Source organism: Acidovorax kalamii (assembly GCF_002245625.1).
GTDB classification, from domain to species: Bacteria; Pseudomonadota; Gammaproteobacteria; order Burkholderiales; family Burkholderiaceae_C; genus Acidovorax; species Acidovorax kalamii.
Genome location: NZ_NOIG01000010.1, coordinates 192815 through 212037 on the forward strand (window position 1 = coordinate 192815; position 19223 = coordinate 212037).

Annotated in this window: 18 protein-coding genes; 8 read left to right on the top strand and 10 right to left on the bottom strand. The window is 66.1% G+C overall.

Features of this window, described 5'->3' with window-relative positions:
* The first annotated feature begins 77 nt into the window (after positions 1 to 77).
* Entirely contained in the window at positions 78 to 308 is a 231-nt protein-coding gene (locus tag CBY09_RS16125; protein ID WP_133066294.1) for a hypothetical protein, read from the top strand.
* A gap of 550 nt (positions 309 to 858) precedes the next feature.
* On the opposite strand, the gene CBY09_RS23725 is transcribed toward CBY09_RS16125, so the two are convergent.
* Positions 859 to 1200, bottom strand: a complete 342-nt coding sequence (locus CBY09_RS23725) for a hypothetical protein (protein WP_133066295.1) — start codon at positions 1198 to 1200, stop codon at positions 859 to 861.
* Between the two features lie 258 nt (positions 1201 to 1458).
* Between CBY09_RS23725 and CBY09_RS16140 the strand changes: the two genes are divergently transcribed.
* Entirely contained in the window at positions 1459 to 3144 is a 1686-nt protein-coding gene (locus tag CBY09_RS16140) for a long-chain fatty acid--CoA ligase (RefSeq protein ID WP_094290605.1), read from the top strand.
* Positions 3145 to 3254: 110 nt separating this feature from the next.
* Here CBY09_RS16140 and CBY09_RS16145 read toward each other — a convergent pair whose 3' ends face one another.
* Positions 3255 to 3629: a PilZ domain-containing protein gene (locus CBY09_RS16145; protein WP_063462789.1), complete on the bottom strand. Its 375-nt coding sequence runs from the start codon at positions 3627 to 3629 to the stop codon at positions 3255 to 3257.
* Positions 3630 to 3799: 170 nt separating this feature from the next.
* On the opposite strand from CBY09_RS16145, the gene CBY09_RS24250 reads away from it, so the two are divergent.
* The 4 genes from CBY09_RS24250 (at position 3800) to CBY09_RS16165 (ending at position 8979) form a co-directional block, all read left to right on the top strand.
* Entirely contained in the window at positions 3800 to 6733 is a 2934-nt protein-coding gene (locus CBY09_RS24250) for an EAL domain-containing protein (RefSeq protein WP_276208300.1), read from the top strand.
* A gap of 257 nt (positions 6734 to 6990) precedes the next feature.
* Positions 6991 to 7518 (top strand): hypothetical protein, encoded by a 528-nt coding sequence (locus CBY09_RS16155; RefSeq protein ID WP_094290606.1) that lies wholly within the window; start codon positions 6991 to 6993, stop codon positions 7516 to 7518.
* Positions 7519 to 7643: 125 nt separating this feature from the next.
* Positions 7644 to 8420: a 2OG-Fe dioxygenase family protein gene (locus CBY09_RS16160; RefSeq protein ID WP_094290607.1), complete on the top strand. Its 777-nt coding sequence runs from the start codon at positions 7644 to 7646 to the stop codon at positions 8418 to 8420.
* 121 nt (positions 8421 to 8541) lie between these two features.
* Positions 8542 to 8979 (top strand): universal stress protein, encoded by a 438-nt coding sequence (locus CBY09_RS16165; protein ID WP_094290608.1) that lies wholly within the window; start codon positions 8542 to 8544, stop codon positions 8977 to 8979.
* Between the two features lie 197 nt (positions 8980 to 9176).
* On the opposite strand, the gene CBY09_RS16170 is transcribed toward CBY09_RS16165, so the two are convergent.
* From CBY09_RS16170 to CBY09_RS16185, 4 genes are all read right to left on the bottom strand, one after another.
* Positions 9177 to 10160 (bottom strand): Bug family tripartite tricarboxylate transporter substrate binding protein, encoded by a 984-nt coding sequence (locus CBY09_RS16170; protein WP_094290609.1) that lies wholly within the window; start codon positions 10158 to 10160, stop codon positions 9177 to 9179.
* A 175-nt stretch (positions 10161 to 10335) separates the two neighbouring features.
* Entirely contained in the window at positions 10336 to 11520 is a 1185-nt protein-coding gene (gene bktB / locus CBY09_RS16175; protein WP_094290610.1) for a beta-ketothiolase BktB, read from the bottom strand.
* A gap of 91 nt (positions 11521 to 11611) precedes the next feature.
* Positions 11612 to 12385, bottom strand: coding sequence for an SDR family NAD(P)-dependent oxidoreductase (locus CBY09_RS16180; protein ID WP_094290611.1), 774 nt, complete (start codon positions 12383 to 12385; stop codon positions 11612 to 11614).
* A 48-nt stretch (positions 12386 to 12433) separates the two neighbouring features.
* On the bottom strand, positions 12434 to 12949 hold the full coding sequence (locus CBY09_RS16185; RefSeq protein ID WP_094290612.1) for a MarR family winged helix-turn-helix transcriptional regulator: 516 nt from the start codon (positions 12947 to 12949) through the stop codon (positions 12434 to 12436).
* Between the two features lie 69 nt (positions 12950 to 13018).
* On the opposite strand from CBY09_RS16185, the gene CBY09_RS16190 reads away from it, so the two are divergent.
* Positions 13019 to 13909: an EamA family transporter gene (locus CBY09_RS16190; RefSeq protein ID WP_094290613.1), complete on the top strand. Its 891-nt coding sequence runs from the start codon at positions 13019 to 13021 to the stop codon at positions 13907 to 13909.
* 76 nt (positions 13910 to 13985) lie between these two features.
* Positions 13986 to 14603 (top strand): nitroreductase family protein, encoded by a 618-nt coding sequence (locus CBY09_RS16195; RefSeq protein ID WP_094290614.1) that lies wholly within the window; start codon positions 13986 to 13988, stop codon positions 14601 to 14603.
* Positions 14604 to 14678: 75 nt separating this feature from the next.
* On the opposite strand, the gene CBY09_RS24255 is transcribed toward CBY09_RS16195, so the two are convergent.
* From CBY09_RS24255 to cysC, 4 genes are all read right to left on the bottom strand, one after another.
* A complete protein-coding gene (locus tag CBY09_RS24255; RefSeq protein WP_094290615.1) occupies positions 14679 to 16313 on the bottom strand; it encodes a methyl-accepting chemotaxis protein in 1635 nt (544 codons plus the stop codon).
* 79 nt (positions 16314 to 16392) lie between these two features.
* Positions 16393 to 17466, bottom strand: a complete 1074-nt coding sequence (locus tag CBY09_RS16205; RefSeq protein WP_094290616.1) for a sulfotransferase family protein — start codon at positions 17464 to 17466, stop codon at positions 16393 to 16395.
* A complete protein-coding gene (locus CBY09_RS16210) occupies positions 17463 to 18479 on the bottom strand; it encodes a hypothetical protein (protein WP_240515751.1) in 1017 nt (338 codons plus the stop codon). The genes CBY09_RS16205 and CBY09_RS16210 overlap by 4 nt, the downstream gene beginning before the upstream one ends.
* Positions 18480 to 18516: 37 nt before the next feature.
* On the bottom strand, positions 18517 to 19182 hold the full coding sequence (gene cysC, locus CBY09_RS16215) for an adenylyl-sulfate kinase (RefSeq protein ID WP_094290618.1): 666 nt from the start codon (positions 19180 to 19182) through the stop codon (positions 18517 to 18519).
* Positions 19183 to 19223 lie beyond the last annotated feature (41 nt).

Below are 19223 nucleotides of genomic sequence, written 5' to 3' on the forward strand. Positions count from 1 at the left end.
AGGCGGCTTTGCAGCGATTGCTGTCATCCAAGCTTTCCCGCCGAATGAGTACTATCGGCCAGGAGCGGACGTTCACTATGAAGGAATTTTCTTGCGGCGCTATTGGGGCGATTCAGAACAGTACCAAGCCCGGCCACATGGTTCGGGTTGATGACGACAGTGCGAACTCCGGTGGTTTCCTGATACTTGAGTGGTGGGAAGGCTCAACCGGCCCGAACGGCAACGGCGCTTTCGATTCTTGGGTCGATAACGAGTTGGCCGTGTCGAAATTCTTGCAAGAGACCGGTTGGTGCATTGTGTGGCGCTAACATTTCACCTATCGACCAGCAGCTGTCTCCCGGAGATACCTTCCGTTATGCAGATGACAAAATCTGGGGCTCTCGGATGAAGCAGGTCCACGCGACAATTCTTGGCTTTTTGCTTGCACCCCTGGTCCCTGCGGCCCTGCTCTCGCTGACAAGCCCTGACCTCACAAATGGCAGTTGGAAAATGACTGGCACGTGGGTCATAGTTTTCTACCAGTTCACGTTGATTGTCACGGGCGCTTTAGGAATTCCCCTTTACCTCGTCATTCGACGCTGGAGGCAGGTAACGTGGTGGTCTGCCCTGTTGAGCGGTGCCGCCGTTGGGACGGCTTTGTGTACGGTGACACAGGCGACCGCTCACGCGGCGTTATTCGGCGCAGGCGCGGGCGCGGCTGAGGCGCTTGTGTTCTGGGCAGTTTTGCGCCTAGGTCGCGCCAGCTGAAGACGGCCGCTCCTTTTAGACATGCTTCGAGCACTTGATCAAGTGCTGTCGCCGTAAGAGAGCGTCTGACGAGTGTCTGCTAAGGGCCCGAAGCAGCCAGTCACTAAGCCGCTAACGCCCGTGCTTACCGGCAATGACTCCGTCGGAATCCCATTGAAACTGCGCTCTTGGGAAAGCCAATTTGAACGACATTTCTACCGAGGGCATATCTCGGTCATACACGCGGTCATCCGCCACCACGACGCGGCTCAGTTTTTCAAACTGAGCAAGCCTGGCCAAAAGCTGGTCAAGTGGCATCGCGCTGTACAAATGCGCTCCCACCCGCAGTAATGTTGGTTGAGCACGGCTTGCTCTCGCCTCAAACTCTTCCAGGGCTTGGAGATCCGACAGTCCCAGTTCCAGTTCTGGCTTGTGCTGAGGATTGCTGGAGGCCGAATCTTGCAGTGTCGTCATAACATTCCTCGTCTACGGATGACCGCTCCTGGCAGATAGTACTCATTCGCGAACGCGGAGCGTGCGACTGCAACAGTCTGAATCTGACACTTGACTCCAGCACAACCGCATGTGTTGTCGCGGCACATACGTTCTCGCCTGTACCGAGCTGCACTGCGTGGCAGCATGGTCACTTTGGTGACGCAGAACCGGGCCACCCCCATTGCCCGTGCCCCTTGCGGCATCTAGGCTAGCGGGCAAAAGGAGACTGTCTGCCCTATGCGTCCGCACCACAAGTTCTGGCCCCGCCGCCTGCCGCATGCCATCACCCTGCCAGCCACCTCGCTGTGGGACAACCTGGCCACCAACGCCCGGCGTTACCCGGACAAGCCCGCACTGGTCTTTTTTGGCAGCACTGTGACCTACGCGCAGCTCGCCGCCGGGGCTGAGCGGGTGGCGGCGCGGCTGGCGGCGTTGGGTGTGCAGCGCGGCGACCGCGTGGTGCTGTGCATGCAGAACTGCCCGCAGCTGGTGATGGCGCACTTTGGCATCCTGAGGGCCAATGCAGTGGTGGTGCCGGTCAACCCCATGAACCGGGCCGAGGAGCTGAAGCACTACATCACCGACCCCGACACCAAGGTGGCGATCACCACGGGCGACCTGGCCCCGGAGATGGCCAAGGCAAGCAATGCGCTGCATCCGTCGGAGCGCCTTGCGCACCTGGTGGTGACGCAGTTCAGCGATGCGTTCGATGTCAATGTGACAGGCGCCGATGCGCCGCCCGAGGCCTGGGCCGAGTGGCTGGGCACGCGGCACCCGCTGCCCGTGCTGGATGGCGGCGAGGCCCATGCGTGGGCGGATGCCGTGGCCTGCACCGATACCCCTCCGGCGCTGGCGGTGGGCCCGCACGACCTGGCGCTGCTGCCCTATACCAGCGGCACCACGGGCCTGCCCAAGGGCTGCATGCACCTGCACAAAAGCGTCATGCACAACGCGGTGGCCAGCAGTCTATGGGGCAATGGTTCGGCCGACAACGTGACGCTGGCCGTGGTGCCCATGTTCCACATCACCGGCATGGTGAGCGTGATGCACACGTCCATCTACTGCGGCGCCACGCTGGTCATCATGCCCCGGTGGGACCGCGACCTGGCCGGGCGCCTGATCTCGCGCTACCGGGTAACCACCTGGACGAACATCCCCACCATGGTCATCGACCTGCTGGGCAGCCCGAACTTTGCCAGCTATGACTTGTCCAGCCTGGCCTACATCGGCGGTGGTGGTGCGGCCATGCCCCAGGCGGTGGCGCAGCGCCTGCTGGAGCACTATGGCCTGCGCTATGCCGAAGGTTATGGCCTTACCGAGACGGCGGCCCCGTCGCACGCCAACCCGCCCGACAACCCCAAGCAGCAGTGCCTGGGCATCCCGTTCATGAGCACCGATGCACGGGTGATCGACCCCGACACCATGCAGGAGGTGCCTGTGGGCGAGCAGGGCGAGATCATCATCCACGGCCCCGAGGTGTTCGAGGGTTACTGGAAGCGGCCCGATGCCACGGCGTCGGCCTTTATCGAGTTCGAGGGCAAACGCTTCTTCCGCTCGGGCGACCTGGGGCGCATGGATGAGGATGGCTATTTCTTCCTCACCGACCGGCTCAAGCGCATGATCAATGCGAGCGGCTTCAAGGTGTGGCCTGCCGAGGTGGAGGCGTTGATGTTCCGCCACCCCGCGATCCAGGAGGCCTGCATCATTGCCGCCAAGGACAGCTACCGGGGCGAGACGGTGAAGGCAGTGGTGGTGCTGCGCGCCAGCCACCAGGACACCACCGAGCAGCAGATCATCGACTGGTGCCGCGAGAACATGGCGGTGTACAAGGTGCCGCGCATCGTGCAGTTTGTGAGTTCGTTGCCCAAGAGCGGCAGCGGCAAGGTGATGTGGCGCACGCTGCAGGAGCAGGAGGCGGCGTAGCCGTTGGCAAGGTGGCAGGGCCAGCAGCCCTGCGGGTGATTGAACGAGACGAAGGGGGCTGCCGGTGATGCAGCCCTTTCTTTTGGGGGCGCGGATCGGGCCGTGCGGTGTCAGGACGCAGCCGACGCAATGGTCAGCTCGCCCAGGTCGCGCTCCAGCAGGGCCGGGTCGCCCAGTTGCAGTTCGATCAGGCGGCGCAGATGGGTCACGCTGTCGAGGTCGATGCCCCGGCACAGCAGGCCGGTGTGCAGCCCGTGCACATGGGCCACCTCGGTGGACATGGCGATGTGGTTGCCGGTTTCAGCCAGGGGGATTGTGATCTGGCAGAGCATGCCAGGCTCCAGCTCGGCCTGTGCGGGCACGGTGATCAGTGCGCCCTTGAGCGACAGGTCCAGCACATGCACGCTGAACGCATCGTGGGAGGTGGTGAGCAGGGCCGGCGCGTCAAAGCTGACGCGGACAAAGTGGCGGCGTTCATGGGGCATTGCTGTCTCCTGAGCGAGGCGTGGTGGACACATGCTACTCCAACCCCCACCCGGTCAGATTGCCTTTGGAGCTTTTGGCAGGCTTTCGTTACCATGCGGCTTCCGCCATTGATGGATGGAGTCAGGCCGTGGGTCCAGGCGTTTACCGGTTCAGTCGCCGTGCTGTGGGCGTGCTGCGATGGGTTGTGGTGATCTCACTGCTGTGGGCGGGCGTCGGTGCGATCACTGCGTCTGCGGCGCCGCGTGAGCTGCGGGTGGGGGTGTATTCCAACGAGCCCAAGGTGTTTGTCAACGACGACGGCAAGGCTGCGGGCATTTTCGTGGACCTGCTGCAGCTGGTGGCCGACCGCGAGCAGTGGACGCTGAAGTTTGTGCCCTGCAACTGGCAGGACTGCCTGAACGCTCTGCGCGCAGGCCAGCTTGACCTGATGCCCGACGTGGCCCGCACGCCCGAGCGCGAGGGGCTGTATGACTTCCACACCCTGCCGGTGCTGCACAGCTGGTCGCAGATCTACCGGGCGCACGGCAGCGCGATCCACTCGCTGTTTGACCTGCAAGGCAAGCGGGTGGCGGTGCTCAAGGGATCGGTGCAGCGCGCCACCTTCCTCAACATGATGGACAGTTTTGGCATCCAGGTGTCGCTGGTGGATGCGCCGAGCCTGATCGAAGCCTTTGCGCTGGTGCAGCGCGGTGAGGCCGATGCGGTGATTGCCAATCACCTGTTTGGCAACTTCCATTCGGTCCGCTATGGCGTGACGGACTCGGGCATCGTGTTTCAGCCAGCCACGCTGTTTTTTGCCACCACCCCCGGGCGCAACGCCGAGGTGCTGGCGGCCATCGACCGGTCGGTGCAGGACTGGCGCAGTGGTGCCGACCCTGCCTATGCCGAGGTGCTGCGCCGCTGGGGCGTGCAGGCGCAGGAGGGGGGCATGCCGCCCCTGGTGTGGTGGAGCCTCGCAGGGTTGCTGGCTTTTGGGCTGCTGGCGGCGCTGGCAGCGCTGGTGCTGCGCCGCCAGGTGCAAGAGCGCACCCGCCACCTGCAAGACAGCGAGCAGAAGCTGGCCACCATCCTCGACAGCGTGGGTGCCTTCATCTACATCAAGGGCCGCGACTACCACTACCAGTACGCCAACCACCACACGCTCAAGCTGTTTGGCAAGTCGGCCAGCGAGGTGGTGGGCCATGACGACACGGCCGTGTTCGATACCGCCACGGCTGCGCAGCTGCGCGCCAACGACCGGCGCGTGCTGGAGGATGGTGAGACGCTGGAAGCCGAGGAGGTGAACACCCAGCTGGCCACGGGCGAGACGCGGGTCTATCTTTCCATCAAGATACCGCTGCGCCATGCCGACGGCAGCATCCATGCGCTGTGTGGCATCTCCACAGACATCACCGAGCGCAGAAAGGCCGAAGAGTCGCTGCAAATCGCCGCCACGGTGTTCGAGTCGTTCGAGGGCATGATCGTCACCGGGCCGGACCAGCGCATCCTCAAGGCCAACCAGGCTTATGCGCGTCTCACGGGTTATGCGGTGGAAGAGCTGGTGGGGCAGACGCCCCGGCTGCTGCACTCGGGCCGGCAGGATGCCGCCTTTTATGCCGCCATGAAAAACGCGCTGCGCACCACCGGCAATTGGCAAGGCGAGGTGTGGAACCGGCGCAAGGACGGCACGGAGTACCCCGCCTGGATCACCATCACCACGGTGCGTTCGCCTGAGGGCGAGGTCACGCACTATGTGGGCACCCAGACCGACATCTCCAGCCGCAAGGCGGCCGAGGAAGAGATCCGCCTGCTGGCCTTCTACGATCCGCTCACCGGGCTGCCCAACCGCCGCCTGATGACCGACCGCCTGCAGCACAGCCTGGCGGCCAGCGCGCGGTCGGGCACGGGCGGGGCGCTGCTGTTTGTCGATCTCGACAACTTCAAGGACCTCAACGACACCCAGGGCCACGAGCTGGGCGACCAGCTGCTGCGCCAGGTGGCCGCCCGCCTGTCGGGCTGCGTGCGCATGGGCGACACCGTGGCCCGCCTGGGGGGCGACGAGTTCATCGTGCTGCTGGAGGGCCTGAGCCCCCATGCCGCCGAAGCCGCCGCCCAGGCCGAAACCGTGGGCCGCACGGTGCTGGCGGCACTTAGCCAGAGCTACCTGCTGGGCGGGCTGTCGCACCACAGCGCGTGCAGCATCGGCATTGCGCTGTATGCCGATGCACGGGGATCGGTGGACGAGCTCCTCAAGCATGGCGACATGGCGATGTACCAGGCCAAGGGCGCGGGTCGCAACACACTGCGGTTTTTTGACCCGCGCACGCAGGCCAACGTCACGGCACGCACGCTGCTGGAGGCCGGGCTGCGCGAGGGGCTGCGCGATGGCCATTTTTTGCTGCACTACCAGGCGCAGATCAACGCGCACCAGGGCGTGGTGGGTGCCGAGGCCCTGGTGCGCTGGCAGCACCCGCAGCGCGGCCTGGTGTCGCCCGCCGAGTTCATCCCCGTGGCCGAGGCCTCGGGCCTGATCGTGCCGCTGGGCACCTGGATCTTGCGCACCGCCTGCCAGCAGCTGGTGGCGTGGGGCCAAGACGCCCGCACCGCGCACTGGACGCTGGCCGTCAACGTGAGTGCGCGGCAGTTCCGCCACAGCCATTTTGTGGATGAGGTGCTGGGGGTGCTGGAGGAAACCGGCGCCAACCCCCACCGCCTGAAGCTAGAGCTGACCGAAACCCTGCTGCTCGACGATGTGGAGGACACCATCGGCCGCATGGAGCAGCTGCGCCGCCATGGCGTGGGCTTCTCGCTCGATGACTTTGGCACGGGCTATTCCAGCCTGAGCTATCTCAAGCGCCTGCCGCTGGACCAGCTCAAGATCGACCAGGGTTTTGTGCGCGACCTGCTCACCGACGCCGACGACGCCAGCATCGCCCGCACCATCGTCACACTGGCGCACAGCATGGACCTTGGCGTGATTGCCGAAGGCGTGGAAACCTGCGAACAGCGCGACATGCTGATTGGCCTGGGCTGCCTCACCTGGCAGGGCTACCTGTTCGGGCGCCCGGGCCCGGCGGCGGAGCTGCAGGCGGCGGCTGCTGCGCATGCGGTCGTGGTGCCTTGACGGGTTGTGGTGGGGGTGAGGGTAAAATACTCCTATTTTGATAGCTTGAAACCTTTGATGGATGTGCGGAGAGGCCGTTTTTTCTTATAAAACTGCTACTCGGCTGGATTTGTCGCCATTGGCTGACATTCCGGCGGCCCTCCAAGAGGTAAGGTACGGCAGGCTGCGCGATCAGCGCGGCCGCCCCGGCCCCGCATACCGGGTGGTTTGCGCGCAGTGCGTACACCCCCGGCAGGGCTTGCCTTTCGGAGTTCCCCATGACCAATACAACTACCTCCACGAGATCCACCACCCTTCGCCACCTGGTGTGCGGCGCCGCTGCCGCGCTGCTGCTGGCGGCCGCAGGCGGGGCGCAGGCCCAGACCTACATCAACGCCACCGTGGGCGGCGAGCTGGCGCCGGGCGTGTATGGCCGCATCAACATCGGCAACGCGCCGCCACCGCCCCTGATCTATGCCGAGCCCGTCATCATCCACCGCCCGGCCGTGGTGGTCCCGCGGTCGCCCATCTACATGTATGTGCCGCCGGGCCACGCGAAAAACTGGGGCAAACACTGCGCCCGCTACAACGCCTGCAACCAGCCGGTGTACTTTGTGCAGGAGCCCCCGCCGCGCAAGGGGCCCAAGCACCACCACCATGCAAGTCGCGATGACCGCCGCTGGGACGACGACCACCGCCACGGCGGCGGCAAACATGACCGCGACCACGGGCGCGGCCATGGGCGGGGCGATGACCGGGGTGAGCGGGGCGAAGGCCGTGGCAAGGGCCATGGCCACAGGGACTGAGCGGCGTGAGTAGCTGGGTGGATTGGCCGGTGCGACTGCGCGCGGCGTGCGCTTCGCCCGCCCCGGTCCTCTTCTTGCGCCACCGCAGATCGCGGGCTTGCGCCTGCGGTTAAGCTCGGGCCCTTATGGCCCAAGTCACCTTTTCTCCTCCGTTCACCACCCCTTCCGAAGTCGCCAGCCAACTGCGCCAGGGCGGCTACGCCGTGTTGTCCCCGGCGGCCGTGGCCGAGTGGATCGGTTGCGATCTGCCCGCGCTGATGGCCCTCAACAGCGACTGGGCCGCGCTGCCGCCCGATGAGTTCTTGAAAGACGGTGGCCGCTACCGCCGCCGCCGCCATGCCTGTTTTGTGGTGCAGGGCGGGCAAGTGAAGCAAGCGCCGCACCGCGCGCACTGGCAGCCGGTGGAATACAACGCCCTGCATGGCGGCATGGAGCGCTGGTTTGCACCCATGGAGGCCACCACCGTGGCACGCCCCGTGTGGCAGCAGTTGCTGGCGGCGCTGGCGGGCGTGTCGGACGCCGTGTTTGCCGGGCCGGACGCCCCCGCACCCTGGTTCGTGGAAGCGCACCAGTTCCGCATCGACACCACCGACGGCATTGGCCGCCCCACGCCCGAGGGCGCGCACCGCGACGGCGTGGACCTGGTGGCGGTGTTCCTGGTGGGCCGCGAAGGCGTGAAGGGCGGTGAGACCCGCGTGTTCGAGGCCACCGGCCCCAGCGGCCAGCGCTTCACGCTCACCGAGCCCTGGTCGCTCTTGCTGCTGGACGACGCGCGCATGATCCATGAATCCACCCCCATCCAGCCCCTGGCGGCGGGCGGTCACCGCGACACGCTGGTGGTGACCTGCCGGCGCGGCAACTTCCAGGGGGCCGATGTGGTGGGGCCGGGCCCAGTCGCCTGAAAACGCGTATGAGTGCGCCGGATTTGATGCGAATCAAGATGCGGGGTATGGTGGCAGTCCACACTGAGGCCCATGACCAGGTCACAAGCTTGGTCCCACCCTTCACTTAAGGAGTAGCACCATGTTCAAGCACATTCTGGTTCCCGTTGATGGCTCCAAGACCTCGATGCTGGCCGTTTCCAAGGCCGCAGCCCTGGCCAAGACCTTTGGCAGCGCGGTGACGGCGGTGTATGTGATCGACCCCTATCCCTTCACCGGCGTGGGCGCCGACTTTGCCTATGGCCAGGCACAGTACATCAATGCCGCCACGGCCGAAGCCAATGCCGCCTTGGATGCGACCAAAAAAGCCATGGCCGAAGCGGGCGTGCAGGCCAACGCCCTGGTGGGCGAGGGCCATGCCGTGCATGACGGCATCCTGCGTGCACTCGAAACCTCGGGCGCCGACCTGATCGTGATGGGCTCACACGGCCGCCGAGGCCTCGAAAAGCTGGTGCTGGGCAGCGTCACCCAGCGCGTGCTGGGCGTGGTGCACATCCCCGTGCTGGTCGTGCGCGACTGAGCGTCATCCCCCATGAAGAACGGCTCCGAAAGGAGCCGTTTTCATTTCAGTCTTCGATAAAGCAGTAAACCACCCGCAGCCAGCTGCTCGCGGAATAGGCACGCCCCAGCGCCAGTGCACCCGTGGAGCTGGCTCCGCCAGGCCACCGGGTGCGTCCCCCTTCAGGGGGAAGGCGCCGCAGGCGACTCATCAGGGGGCTACTCGATCTTCGCGCCGGAGGCTTCCACAATGCCCTTCCACTGCGTGTATTCCTTCTTCAGGAGGGCACCCAGCTGTGCCGATGTCATGGCTTCGGGCTCGGCGCCCTGGGCCTGGATGGCGGCCTTCATGTCGGCCGTGGCCAGCAGCTTGTTGACCTCGGCATTCAGCGTGGCCACCACGGGGGCAGGCGTGCCAGCGGGGGCAAACACGCCATACCAGGTGCTCACGTCAAAGTCCTTGAAGCCGGATTCGGCCACTGTGGGCACGTCGGGCAGTGACGAGCTGCGCTTGGCCGATGTGACGGCCAGCGGGCGCAGCTTGCCCGCCTTGATCTGGCCCATGGCCGAGGGCAGGGACGACACCAGCAGGTCCACATTGCCCGCCAGCGCATCCATCAGCGCGGGGTTGGAGCCCTTGTAGGGGATGTGGCTGAGCTTGGCGCCTGCCGCCTGCTCGAACAGGTGGCCTGCCAGGTGGATGGAGGTGCCATTGCCAGGCGAGCCATAGGTGATGGTGCCAGGCGCAGCCTTGGCGGCGGCCACCACATCGGCCAGGGTCTTGTACTTGGAGTTGACGCTGGTGGCGATGACCACGGGCGTCCAGGCCACATGGGCGACGGGCGTCAGGTCTTTGGTCGGGTCCCAGGGCAGGTTCTTGTACAGCCAGGGGCCGATCACCAGGTTGTCCTTCTGGCCCATCACGATGTCGTAGCCGGTGGGTGCGGCCTTCACAGCTTCGCCGATGCCGATGGTGCCGCCTGCCCCCGCCTTGTTGTCGGCCACCACGGTCCATTTGGCGCCTTCGGTGAGCTTGGTTGCCACCAGGCGCGAGAGGATGTCGGTGCCGCCGCCGGGCGGGAAGGGCACGATCAGTCGGATGGGTTTGGTGGGGTAGGCGGCTGCCGGTGCGGGCGCCTGGGCGTGGGCCGTGGTGCCCAGCGCGAAGGCGAGGGCGGTGAAGGAAAGCAGGGTGCGAATCATGGTGAACAAAGTCTCCGTCGTTGTATGGGATGCGCAGGCAGTGGGTGGGGCCATGCTGCATGGCGGGTCTGGGCCAGCGGGCGCCAATGATCGCTGATCACCGGCGGCGCCCGCCTTGCCAATAGCGGGTGGCAGCATCGCCACTGGCGATGGCAGCCACCGCCACGCTCAAAAATCAAAGGCGCTCGAAGATTGCCGCAATGCCCTGGCCGCCGCCAATGCACATGGTTACCAGCGCATAGCGGCCCTGCACGCGCTGCAGCTCGTGGATTGCTTTCACGGTGATCAGCGCGCCCGTGGCGCCGATGGGGTGGCCCAGCGAGATGCCCGAACCGTTGGGGTTGACCTTGGCCGGGTCCAGGCCCAGGTCGCGGGTCACGGCACAGGCCTGCGCGGCAAAGGCTTCGTTGGCCTCGATCACGTCCAGGTCGGCCACGGTGAGGCCCGCCTTCTTCAGCGCCAGCTGCGTGGCAGGCACGGGGCCAATGCCCATGTACTTGGGGTCCACGCCCGCGTGGGCGTAGGCCACCAGGCGCGCCAGGGGCTTGGCACCACGGGCCTTGGCGGCCGCGGCGTCCATCAGCACCACGGCAGCGGCGGCGTCATTGATGCCCGAGGCGTTGCCGGCCGTCACCGTGCCGTTTTCCTTCACGAACACGGGCTTGAGCTTCGCCATGTCTTCCAGCGTGGCGCCGGGGCGGAAGTGTTCGTCGGTGGCGTATTGCACATCGCCCTTCTTGGACTTGAGCGTGACGGGCACGATCTGGTCCTTGAAGTAGCCCGCGGCGGTGGCGCGTTCGGCGCGGTTGTGGCTTTCCACGGCCAGCTTGTCCTGGTCTTCGCGGCTGATGCCCCACTTGGCGGCGATGTTCTCGGCCGTCACACCCATGTGGATGGTGTGGAAGGGGTCGTGCAGCGCGCCGATCATCATGTCCACCATCTTGGTGTCGCCCATGCGGGCGCCCCAGCGCATGTTCAGGCTGGCGAACGGTGCGCGGCTCATCACCTCGGCGCCTGCGCCGATGGTCACGTCGGCATCGCCCAGCTGGATGGCCTGCGCGGCCGACACGATGGCCTGCAGGCCCGAGCCGCACAGGCGGTTCACGTTGAACGCGGGCGTGCCTTCGGCGCAGCCACCATTGATGGCCGCGACGCGCGACAGGTACATGTCCTTGGGCTCGGTGTTCACCACGTGGCCGAACACCACATGGCCCACGTCCTTGCCTTCCACGCTGGCGCGTGCCAGCGATTCCTTGACGACCAGCGCACCCAGGTCGGTGGGGGCGATGTCCTTGAGGCTGCCACCAAAGGTGCCAATGGCGGTGCGCACAGCGCTGACGACGACGACTTCACGGGTCATGGGGAGGTCCTTGTAGAAAAGATATGAATAAAAATGGCCGCTTCCGCGCGTCCATCATGCCTTGGTAGCTATAAAAACAGGAGTAATAGGCTCACGCCTCGCGCACGTCGGCCACCGGGTTGGTGCCGAAGTCTGCGCGCTCCAGCCAGGCGAGCACGCGGGTGGCGGCGTCGGCAGGCGATGTGAGCTGGCCACCCGTCTTGAGGTTGGCGAAATTCTGGCGATCCGGGAAGGCGGCCGGGTCGGCGCCGCGCAGCTGGACCTGCATGTCGGTGTCGATCACACCGGGCGCCAGCGAGCATACCTTGGCGCCATGGGGCTTGAGGGCCTCGTCCAGCGCCACGCAGCGCGTGAAATGGTCCATGCCCGCCTTGGCCGCACAGTAGGCGGCCTGTGACGCCATGGCCCGGCGGCCCAGGCCCGAGGAGATGTTGAGCACCTTGCGCGGCACCGTCCAGCTGTCCGTCGCGCCCAGGAAAGCGGCGGTGAGCTGCATGGGCGCCTCCAGCCCCACGCGCAGCGCGTGGGCCAGGTCGGCCAGATCCTGCGGGTTGGCGCTGGCAGACAGCGGCGCAATGCGCGGGATCACGCCCGCGTTGTTGATGAGGGTGGCGCTGGCAAACGCCTGCGGGCCCTGGGCCTGCAGCCAGGCCTGCAACTGGTGCGCGGCCTGCTCGCCTTGCGACAGGTCTTGCTGCCACTGCTCCAGCGTGGCGCCTGCGGCCTTGGCCTCGGCGGCCAGATCGGGGTTGGTACTGCGGGCGATGCAGATCAGGGTGTTGCCGCTTTTGAGCAGCTGCTGGGCCATGGCCAGGCCCATGCCGCGCGAGGCGCCGGTGAGGATGGTGAGGTGGTTGTGAGGCATCCCGCCATGTTACTGCGCAGTACGCAGTGCAGGGCTGCATTCAGGCCCTCACTGACCCTCGGGCGACTCCAGCACCGCGAGCAACTGGGCCAGCTTGCGGTCCAGGGCGGCGAGGTCGGCCGCGCGCAGGGGGGCCAGCAGCGCGTGTTCGTTGGCCACATGGGCCTCCACCGCACGGTCGATCAGTGCCAGGCCCACCGGGGTGAGCTGCACCAGCAGGCTGCGGGCATCGGCAGGGTTGGGCAGGCGGGTGATCCAGCCACTGGCTTCCAGCCTGTTCATGCGGTGCGTCATGGTGCCGGAGGTCACCATAAGCGTCGAGAACAGCGTGGTGGGGGCCAGGCAGTAGGGGGCGCCAGAGCGGCGCAACGTGGCCAGCATGTCGAACTCCCAGAACGACAGGCCGAAGGGCGCAAAGGCGGCTTCAAGCCGCCGGTCCACCAGCGCGGCGCAGCGTTTGAGCCGGCCAATCGGGCCCATGGGGGACACATCCAGGTCGGGGCGTTCGGTGTGCCATTGGGCCAGGATGGCATCCACGGCGTCTGCGGGGCGGGTATCAGGCATAGGCGTTTTTTTATCTTGATATCGAGATTTTATGCTACAGTGATTTATCTTGAATTAAAGATAAAAATCATGGCATCAAGCTCGTCCTCTTCACCATCCTCCCGCTGGCTGGATGTGCTTATCACCGCGTTGGCGCCTGCCATCTGGGGCTCCACCTACATCGTCACCACCGAGCTGTTGCCACCCGGTCGGCCGTTCACCGCGGCACTGCTGCGGGCGCTGCCTGCGGGGCTGCTGCTGGTGCTGTGGGCGCGGCGCTGGCCGGTACCCGGGGGCTGGGGGCGCATGGCGCTGCTGGCTGCGCTCAACATCGGTGTCTTCCAGGCGCTGCTGTTTGTGGCAGCCTACCGCTTGCCGGGCGGCTTGGCGGCCGTGGTCGGAGCCATCGGCCCGCTGGTGGTGATGGGCCTGGCCTGGGCGGTGGACCAGCGCCGCCCGCCGGGCGTGGCGCTGGGGGCGGGCGTGCTGGCTGTGGCGGGCATGGCCCTGCTGCTGCTGGCCCCCGGCACCGTCTGGGACGCGTGGGGCGTGGCGGCGGCGCTGGCGGGCACGGTGTGCATGGCCATGGGCACGTTTCTCTCGCGCCGCTGGCAGTCCGGCCTGCCGGTGCTGGCCTTTACCGGCTGGCAGCTGCTGCTGGGCGGACTCATGCTGGCGCCGGTGGCCTGGTGGGCCGACCCGCCTTTGCCCGCACTCACGGCCACGCAGGCCGGTGGGTATGTGTACCTCTGCCTGGCGGGGGCGCTGGTGGCCTATGTGCTGTGGTTCCGGGGCATCGAGCGTCTGCCCACGGTGGCCGTGGCGTCGCTGGGGCTGCTGAGCCCGCTCACGGCCGTGGTGCTGGGCTGGGCGCTGCTGGGGCAAGCCATGCGCGGCGTGTCGCTGCTGGGCATGGCCACGGTGCTGGGCTGCGTGCTGGCGGTGCAGTGGGCCATGGCGCAGCGCGGCGCGGGTCGCTGAAGCCCCAGGCGCCCTGTTCTCCGGTTTCGTCCTTCCTTTTTCCTTTTCTTTGTTGATCTGAAAGGTCTGTGTTTCCATGTCTTCTCACACCGTGGCTTCGGCCATTGAAACCCGCGTCTCCACCCATCTTTTCGACGCAAGCCATGTGCTGGATGAAGCCCAGATTGCCGAGCTGGTGCGCCTGGCCACGCTGGCGCCCACGGCTTACCACCTGCAGAACTGGCGCTTTATTGCAGTGCGCACGCCTGCGGCCAAGGCACAGCTGCACGCGCTGGCCTGGCGCCAGCAGAAGGTGCTGCATGCCGCTGTGACTTACATCGTCTGCGGCACGCTGCAGGCCCACACCCGGCTGGCCGAGCGGCTGGCGCCTGTGGTGCGTGCCGGTGTTTTTGGCCAGGCGGTGGGGGATGCCTGGGTGGCCCAGGCGTCTGCGGCACATGCCCCCGATGCCCAACTGCAGCGTGATGAGGCGGTGCGCTCGGCCTCGCTGGCCGCGATGACATTGATGCTGGCGGCAGAGGGCATGGGCCTGGCCAGCGCGCCCATGGGTGGTTTTGATGCAGCGGGGGTGGCGGGCGCCTTTGGGCTGCAGGCCGATGAGTTGCCCGTGATGCTGGTGGCCGTGGGGCGTGCCGCAGAGGCGGCGGCGCCCAAGCCCCGCAGGCCGGTGGCCGAGGTGCTGGCGCTGGCATAGTCCACTCGAACCATCGCCCCCAGTACGGGATCCCCGTCGGTCCCCGTCAGCGCGAAGCTGGCGCGGCTTGTCGTCTTACGCCGCGATGGCTCTGTGCGCGCCGACCCTCCCCACCGGCGTCAGCACCGCTGGCGCGTGGGTGACTGCAGGCATCGGGGTGCTGCTGCCAACGGCGCTGAGCTGGAACACCGAGACCAACTGGACAAGGTCCAGGGCCTGGGTTTTCATGCTGTTGGCTGCGGCAGCCATTTCCTCCACCAGGGCTGCGTTTTGTTGGGTCGTCTGGTCCATCTGCATCACGGCCTCGCCCACCTGACCGACACCCTCGCTCTGCTCCGAGCTGGCGGCACTGATTTCGCTCACTATTTCCGTCACACGCCGAATGGACTGGACGACTTCCGCCATGGTGTGTCCCGCCTTGTCCACCAAGGCCGTGCCTTGCTCTACGCGGCTGACGCTGGCAGAGATAAGCGCCTTGATTTCCTTGGCTGCCTCGGCCGATCGGCTGGCGAGCCCCCTCACTTCACTGGCCACGACCGCAAAGCCCCGTCCCTGTTCTCCCGCGCGTGCGGCTTCGACGGCTGCGTTGAGCGCCAGAATGTTGGTCTGAAAAGCGATGCCATCGATGACGCTGATGATGTCTGCAATTCGCTTGGAGCTGTCGTTGATGCCCTTCATGGTCTCGACCACCTGGGTCACGACGTTGCCACCTTGCAGGGCAACATCGTTGGCATCGCGAGCGAGCCTGTTGGCTTGCTGGGCGCTGTCAGAGTTTTGCTTCACCGTGGAGCCGAGCTCTTCCATGGACGCAGCCGTCTGCTGCAGTGCACTGGCCTGGCGTTCGGTGCGGGCAGAAAGGTCGTGATTGCCCTGCGAAATCTCCGCACTGGCGGTGGAGACGCTTTCTGCGCTTTGCCGCACGTTGGCCACGATATCGGCCAGCTTGGAGCGCATGTGCGCCAGCTCGGTGAGCAACTGACCCGGCTCATCCTTGGCGCCCTCGGGGATGGGGGTCGCCAGGTCACCCGCCGCGATGGCTGATGTCGCCTGGACTGCCTGTTGCACAGGGGCGGTAATGGAGTTGGTGGTCAACCAGGCGAGAAGCAGCCCTGCGAGGATGGCGGCCACGGAGCTGCCACCGATCCAGGCGATGCTGGCTGTGGCCTTGGCTGTGGTGTCCTTGAGGGTGTCCGCCACGCCTTCGTCCAGCGTTCGGGTCAGCTCCTGCAGCGTGCCTGCATAGTTTTGAAAGATGGGCGCCAGTACGGTATCGGTCTGTGTGGCCACATCCTGTCCGGCCTCCTTGGCCTTGACGAGTTCGGTGCGCTTGACGCGGTAGGCATCGCGCGCGGCGATGGCCTGTTCGTACAGCTGCGTTTCCTTTCCGGGCAACAGGTAGCTGCGCACTTCCTGCATGCGCTTGCTTTGCACCTCGACCACGGCAGACATGTCTTTCTTGAGCTTGCCAGCGTACTGAGCGTCGCTGGCCTTGAGGAAGGCCTCGGTGCGCAGCCAGTTCATCTGGATGTCGGTCTGCCACTGGTGCACGATGCCCTGGCGCTTGAGCTCCGAGGTGGCGATGTGTTCGTTGCTGTGCTGCAGGGCGGTCACGCTCATGACGCCGAGTGCGGCGATGACCATGGTGATCAACAGCAGCAGCCCGAACGCCACTCCAAGTCGAATGCCCAGTTTCAGGTCTTTGATGCGCATGGCGGCTCCTTGAGGGTGCAGTGGCGAAGGTGGGTGAAGAGGTGCGGGGCCGGGGGAGCCGATGGTGTTGCCGCGCCGGTCAGGACAGGGCTGCTGCCCTGTTTTCCATGGTGCGGGTGTTTTGCAGGCGCTGGCGCACGCGATCCAGATAGTCGGCCCGCACGCGGCGGGCCGCATAGTCGCGCGGCGCACTGCGCAGCAGCTGCTCCCAGGCCTCGCTGCGCCGTTTCTCCGACTGCTGGCGGCATTGCTCCAGTACGGCTGGCGTGGGGTGGGGGGCTTGGACATCGGTCATGCATTCGTACCCGTAGTGGCGCATCGTTTCCCACGCCAGGCTTTCGATGGTCTCGATTTCGTGGGGTTGCAACTGGGTCTTGAACTTGTCCTTGTTGGCCGGAAGGGGCGCAAAGCAGTTGGACTCCCACAGGGCAGACATGCGGGACAGGTCTTGCGCTTCCTGCGATGCCGCGATGTCCAGCATCTGCGGCAGGAACTCGATGCCGATGAACTGGCAGATGCGCCGCAGCGTGTGTTCCTGGTCGGCCAGGAAGTCTTCGTATCGGATGGTGAGCACGCGGTCCGGGTGGCGCAGCGCCAGCGCGCGGCCTGTGGTGTGGGCCTTGACCCAGGCCAGGGCGTTGAGCGTGGTGTCGAAGTCGTGAATGATCGCCCGGTTCATCGAGGCCACCTGCGCCCGGGGATCGCGCACCACGTTCAGAAAGCGCATCTCCGGAAACAGGGCCATCAGGTCGTGGGCGTAGTGGACGCTGTCGAGCGACTTGTCCATGGCCACGCTGGCCCCGTGCTGCTCTGCGCTGCGCAGCAGCAGCTCCCAGACAATGCGGTGCACGCTGCGGGGCTCGTGCGTCAGGGTGTTGAAGATCTCCTCGGCATGGAAGTGCATGCCCGGCCACCTCACCATGCTGGCCTGCTGCAGTCCCACCACGTCCTTGACCATCTGCAGGTACGCGCCGTCGTCGCGCAGGTCGCCATACAGCGGCACCAGCGGCATGAAGTCCACGATGTGCAGTGGATAGGGGGAGTGGAATTGCGGGCTGGCGTTCAGGCGCAGGCGCAGCGCGTGGCTGCCGCAGCGCCGCAGTGGAATCATCAACAGCGGAAGCGGGCGTGTGTTGCGGGTTGGTTGGTTCATGGTGTGTCTGACTCCAGATGCGCGAAGAACTCGTTGATGAAGCGATCCATGTCCTGGTCGGGCAGCCGGTCGATGCCGCCCGCGCCGTGGCGGCCGCCACCTGCCGGGTAGCGGCTGCAGAACACGTCGGCGCGGCTGGCGCTGGCGCTGCCAATGCGCAGGCTGACCAGAAAGTCGCCGTCCGAACGGGGGGTGAGCACGGCGACCGAGCGCCCGTTGTTGCGCGCCACAAGCTGGTTGGCGAGGGTGCCGCACAGGCGCCGGGCCCATGCGCGGTCAGGCAGCACGTAGACGGTGGCCTTGTCGTTGGCGGTGTAGGGCGTGAGACCTTGCACGGCCTTGAGGTCACTGGCATGGCCTTCCAGCAGGCGGCGGAATTCGTAGGCCTTGGCCATGAAGTCGAGCGGACTCTCGAAGCGGTGCATAGACCGGTACAGCTGCACGGGGCAGAAGTGCAGGTCTTCGCGGCTTTCGCCATAGGCGTTGTAGTTGAGCAGGTAGCCCAGCTGCGCCAGCGCTCCGCGTGTGGCCGCCGTGCAGCCGTGCTCGCGCGCCATGCGGTCGGCCACGGCGTCCAGGTTGTCGCCGTAGGCTGCCACGATGGCCCACTGGCGCAAAACACCGCCCAGGTGGCGGTCCACCAGGATGCTGGTGCAGACGTCCAGGCCGGAGTCAATGTGGGCTGTGAGCTGCGGATGGCGAAAGAGCTTTTTTGCGCTGTGGTGGTCGAAATAGGTCACCTGGCCGCCGCCGTTGAGCACCCGGCACACGCCCTGCGCGTTGCGGTCCCACGAGATATCGAGCGCCGTCACCTGCAGTGGCCGACCGGAGGGCAGCTGGTCGAACAGGGCGATGTCCCGTTTCACCCCGCTGATGAGGACGCTGTCGCGGGGCTCCACCAGGCGCAGCTGGTGCAGCGCGCACAGCCCGTCTGCATCCCCGTTGAAAAGGTCATAGGCGTTCAATCCAGTGCCCGGGGTGGGGGGCGCTGAGGCAGGTTTTTGGGCGTGCATGGGAGACATCGGAAGAATCGTGCAAAAAAAGACTGCCCTAGCGGATGTACCCGCGCTGGCGCAGAAGCGCGAGCAGCTGCGTACAGGCCTCGCGCAGGCTCAGGTGGGCGGTGTCGATGCTGAAATCGGGCGATTCGGGGGCCTCGTAGGGGGCGGAAACCCCGGTGAACTGCGGGATGCGCCCCGCGCGCGCCATGGTGTACAGGCCCTTGGGGTCGCGGCCCTCGCACACGCTCAGCGGGGTGCTTACATGCACCTCCAGAAAGCGGTGTTCCCCAATGAGCGCACGGGCCATGGCGCGGTCGCTGCGCTGGGGGGATATGAGGGCGGTGAAGACCAATAGTCCGGCGTCGTTCATCAGTGCGGCGACTTCTGCCACGCGCCGGATGTTCTCCGAGCGCTCGGCGGCGCTGAAGCCCAGGTCGCGGTTGAGCCGGTGCCGCAGGTTGTCTCCGTCGAGCACGAAGCTGGCAAAGCCGAGGCCATGCAGTTCCTCCTCCAGTGCATAGGCCAGCGTGGACTTGCCAGCACCACTCAGGCCGGTGAGCCAGAGGGTGACGGGACGTTGCTGTAGCAGGTGTTCGCGCAAGTCGGCAGTGACCCGCCCGAGATGTGGGATGACCACCCTCAGGCCCGGGGGCGCCAGGCTTGGGACCGCAGCTGCGGGAGGCTGGGGCGTCTGGAGCGAGGATGGGAGCGGCATGGTCGGCTCAAGAAAATGCGTTGGGCAGGCTGCGCGCAGGT

Excerpts from the sequence above, each read along its gene's own strand:
- CBY09_RS16125 (WP_133066294.1), top strand. The coding sequence starts at position 78 with ATGAAGGAATTTTCTTGCGGCGCTATTGGGGCGATTCAGAACAGTACC.
- CBY09_RS23725 (WP_133066295.1), bottom strand. The coding sequence starts at position 1,200 with ATGACGACACTGCAAGATTCGGCCTCCAGCAATCCTCAGCACAAGCCA.
- CBY09_RS16140 (WP_094290605.1), top strand. The coding sequence starts at position 1,459 with ATGCGTCCGCACCACAAGTTCTGGCCCCGCCGCCTGCCGCATGCCATC.
- CBY09_RS16145 (WP_063462789.1), bottom strand. The coding sequence starts at position 3,629 with ATGCCCCATGAACGCCGCCACTTTGTCCGCGTCAGCTTTGACGCGCCG.
- CBY09_RS16155 (WP_094290606.1), top strand. The coding sequence starts at position 6,991 with ATGACCAATACAACTACCTCCACGAGATCCACCACCCTTCGCCACCTG.
- CBY09_RS16160 (WP_094290607.1), top strand. The coding sequence starts at position 7,644 with ATGGCCCAAGTCACCTTTTCTCCTCCGTTCACCACCCCTTCCGAAGTC.
- CBY09_RS16165 (WP_094290608.1), top strand. The coding sequence starts at position 8,542 with ATGTTCAAGCACATTCTGGTTCCCGTTGATGGCTCCAAGACCTCGATG.
- CBY09_RS16170 (WP_094290609.1), bottom strand. The coding sequence starts at position 10,160 with ATGATTCGCACCCTGCTTTCCTTCACCGCCCTCGCCTTCGCGCTGGGC.
- bktB (WP_094290610.1), bottom strand. The coding sequence starts at position 11,520 with ATGACCCGTGAAGTCGTCGTCGTCAGCGCTGTGCGCACCGCCATTGGC.
- CBY09_RS16180 (WP_094290611.1), bottom strand. The coding sequence starts at position 12,385 with ATGCCTCACAACCACCTCACCATCCTCACCGGCGCCTCGCGCGGCATG.
- CBY09_RS16185 (WP_094290612.1), bottom strand. The coding sequence starts at position 12,949 with ATGCCTGATACCCGCCCCGCAGACGCCGTGGATGCCATCCTGGCCCAA.
- CBY09_RS16190 (WP_094290613.1), top strand. The coding sequence starts at position 13,019 with ATGGCATCAAGCTCGTCCTCTTCACCATCCTCCCGCTGGCTGGATGTG.
- CBY09_RS16195 (WP_094290614.1), top strand. The coding sequence starts at position 13,986 with ATGTCTTCTCACACCGTGGCTTCGGCCATTGAAACCCGCGTCTCCACC.
- CBY09_RS24255 (WP_094290615.1), bottom strand. The coding sequence starts at position 16,313 with ATGCGCATCAAAGACCTGAAACTGGGCATTCGACTTGGAGTGGCGTTC.
- CBY09_RS16205 (WP_094290616.1), bottom strand. The coding sequence starts at position 17,466 with ATGAACCAACCAACCCGCAACACACGCCCGCTTCCGCTGTTGATGATT.
- CBY09_RS16210 (WP_240515751.1), bottom strand. The coding sequence starts at position 18,479 with ATGCACGCCCAAAAACCTGCCTCAGCGCCCCCCACCCCGGGCACTGGA.
- cysC (WP_094290618.1), bottom strand. The coding sequence starts at position 19,182 with ATGCCGCTCCCATCCTCGCTCCAGACGCCCCAGCCTCCCGCAGCTGCG.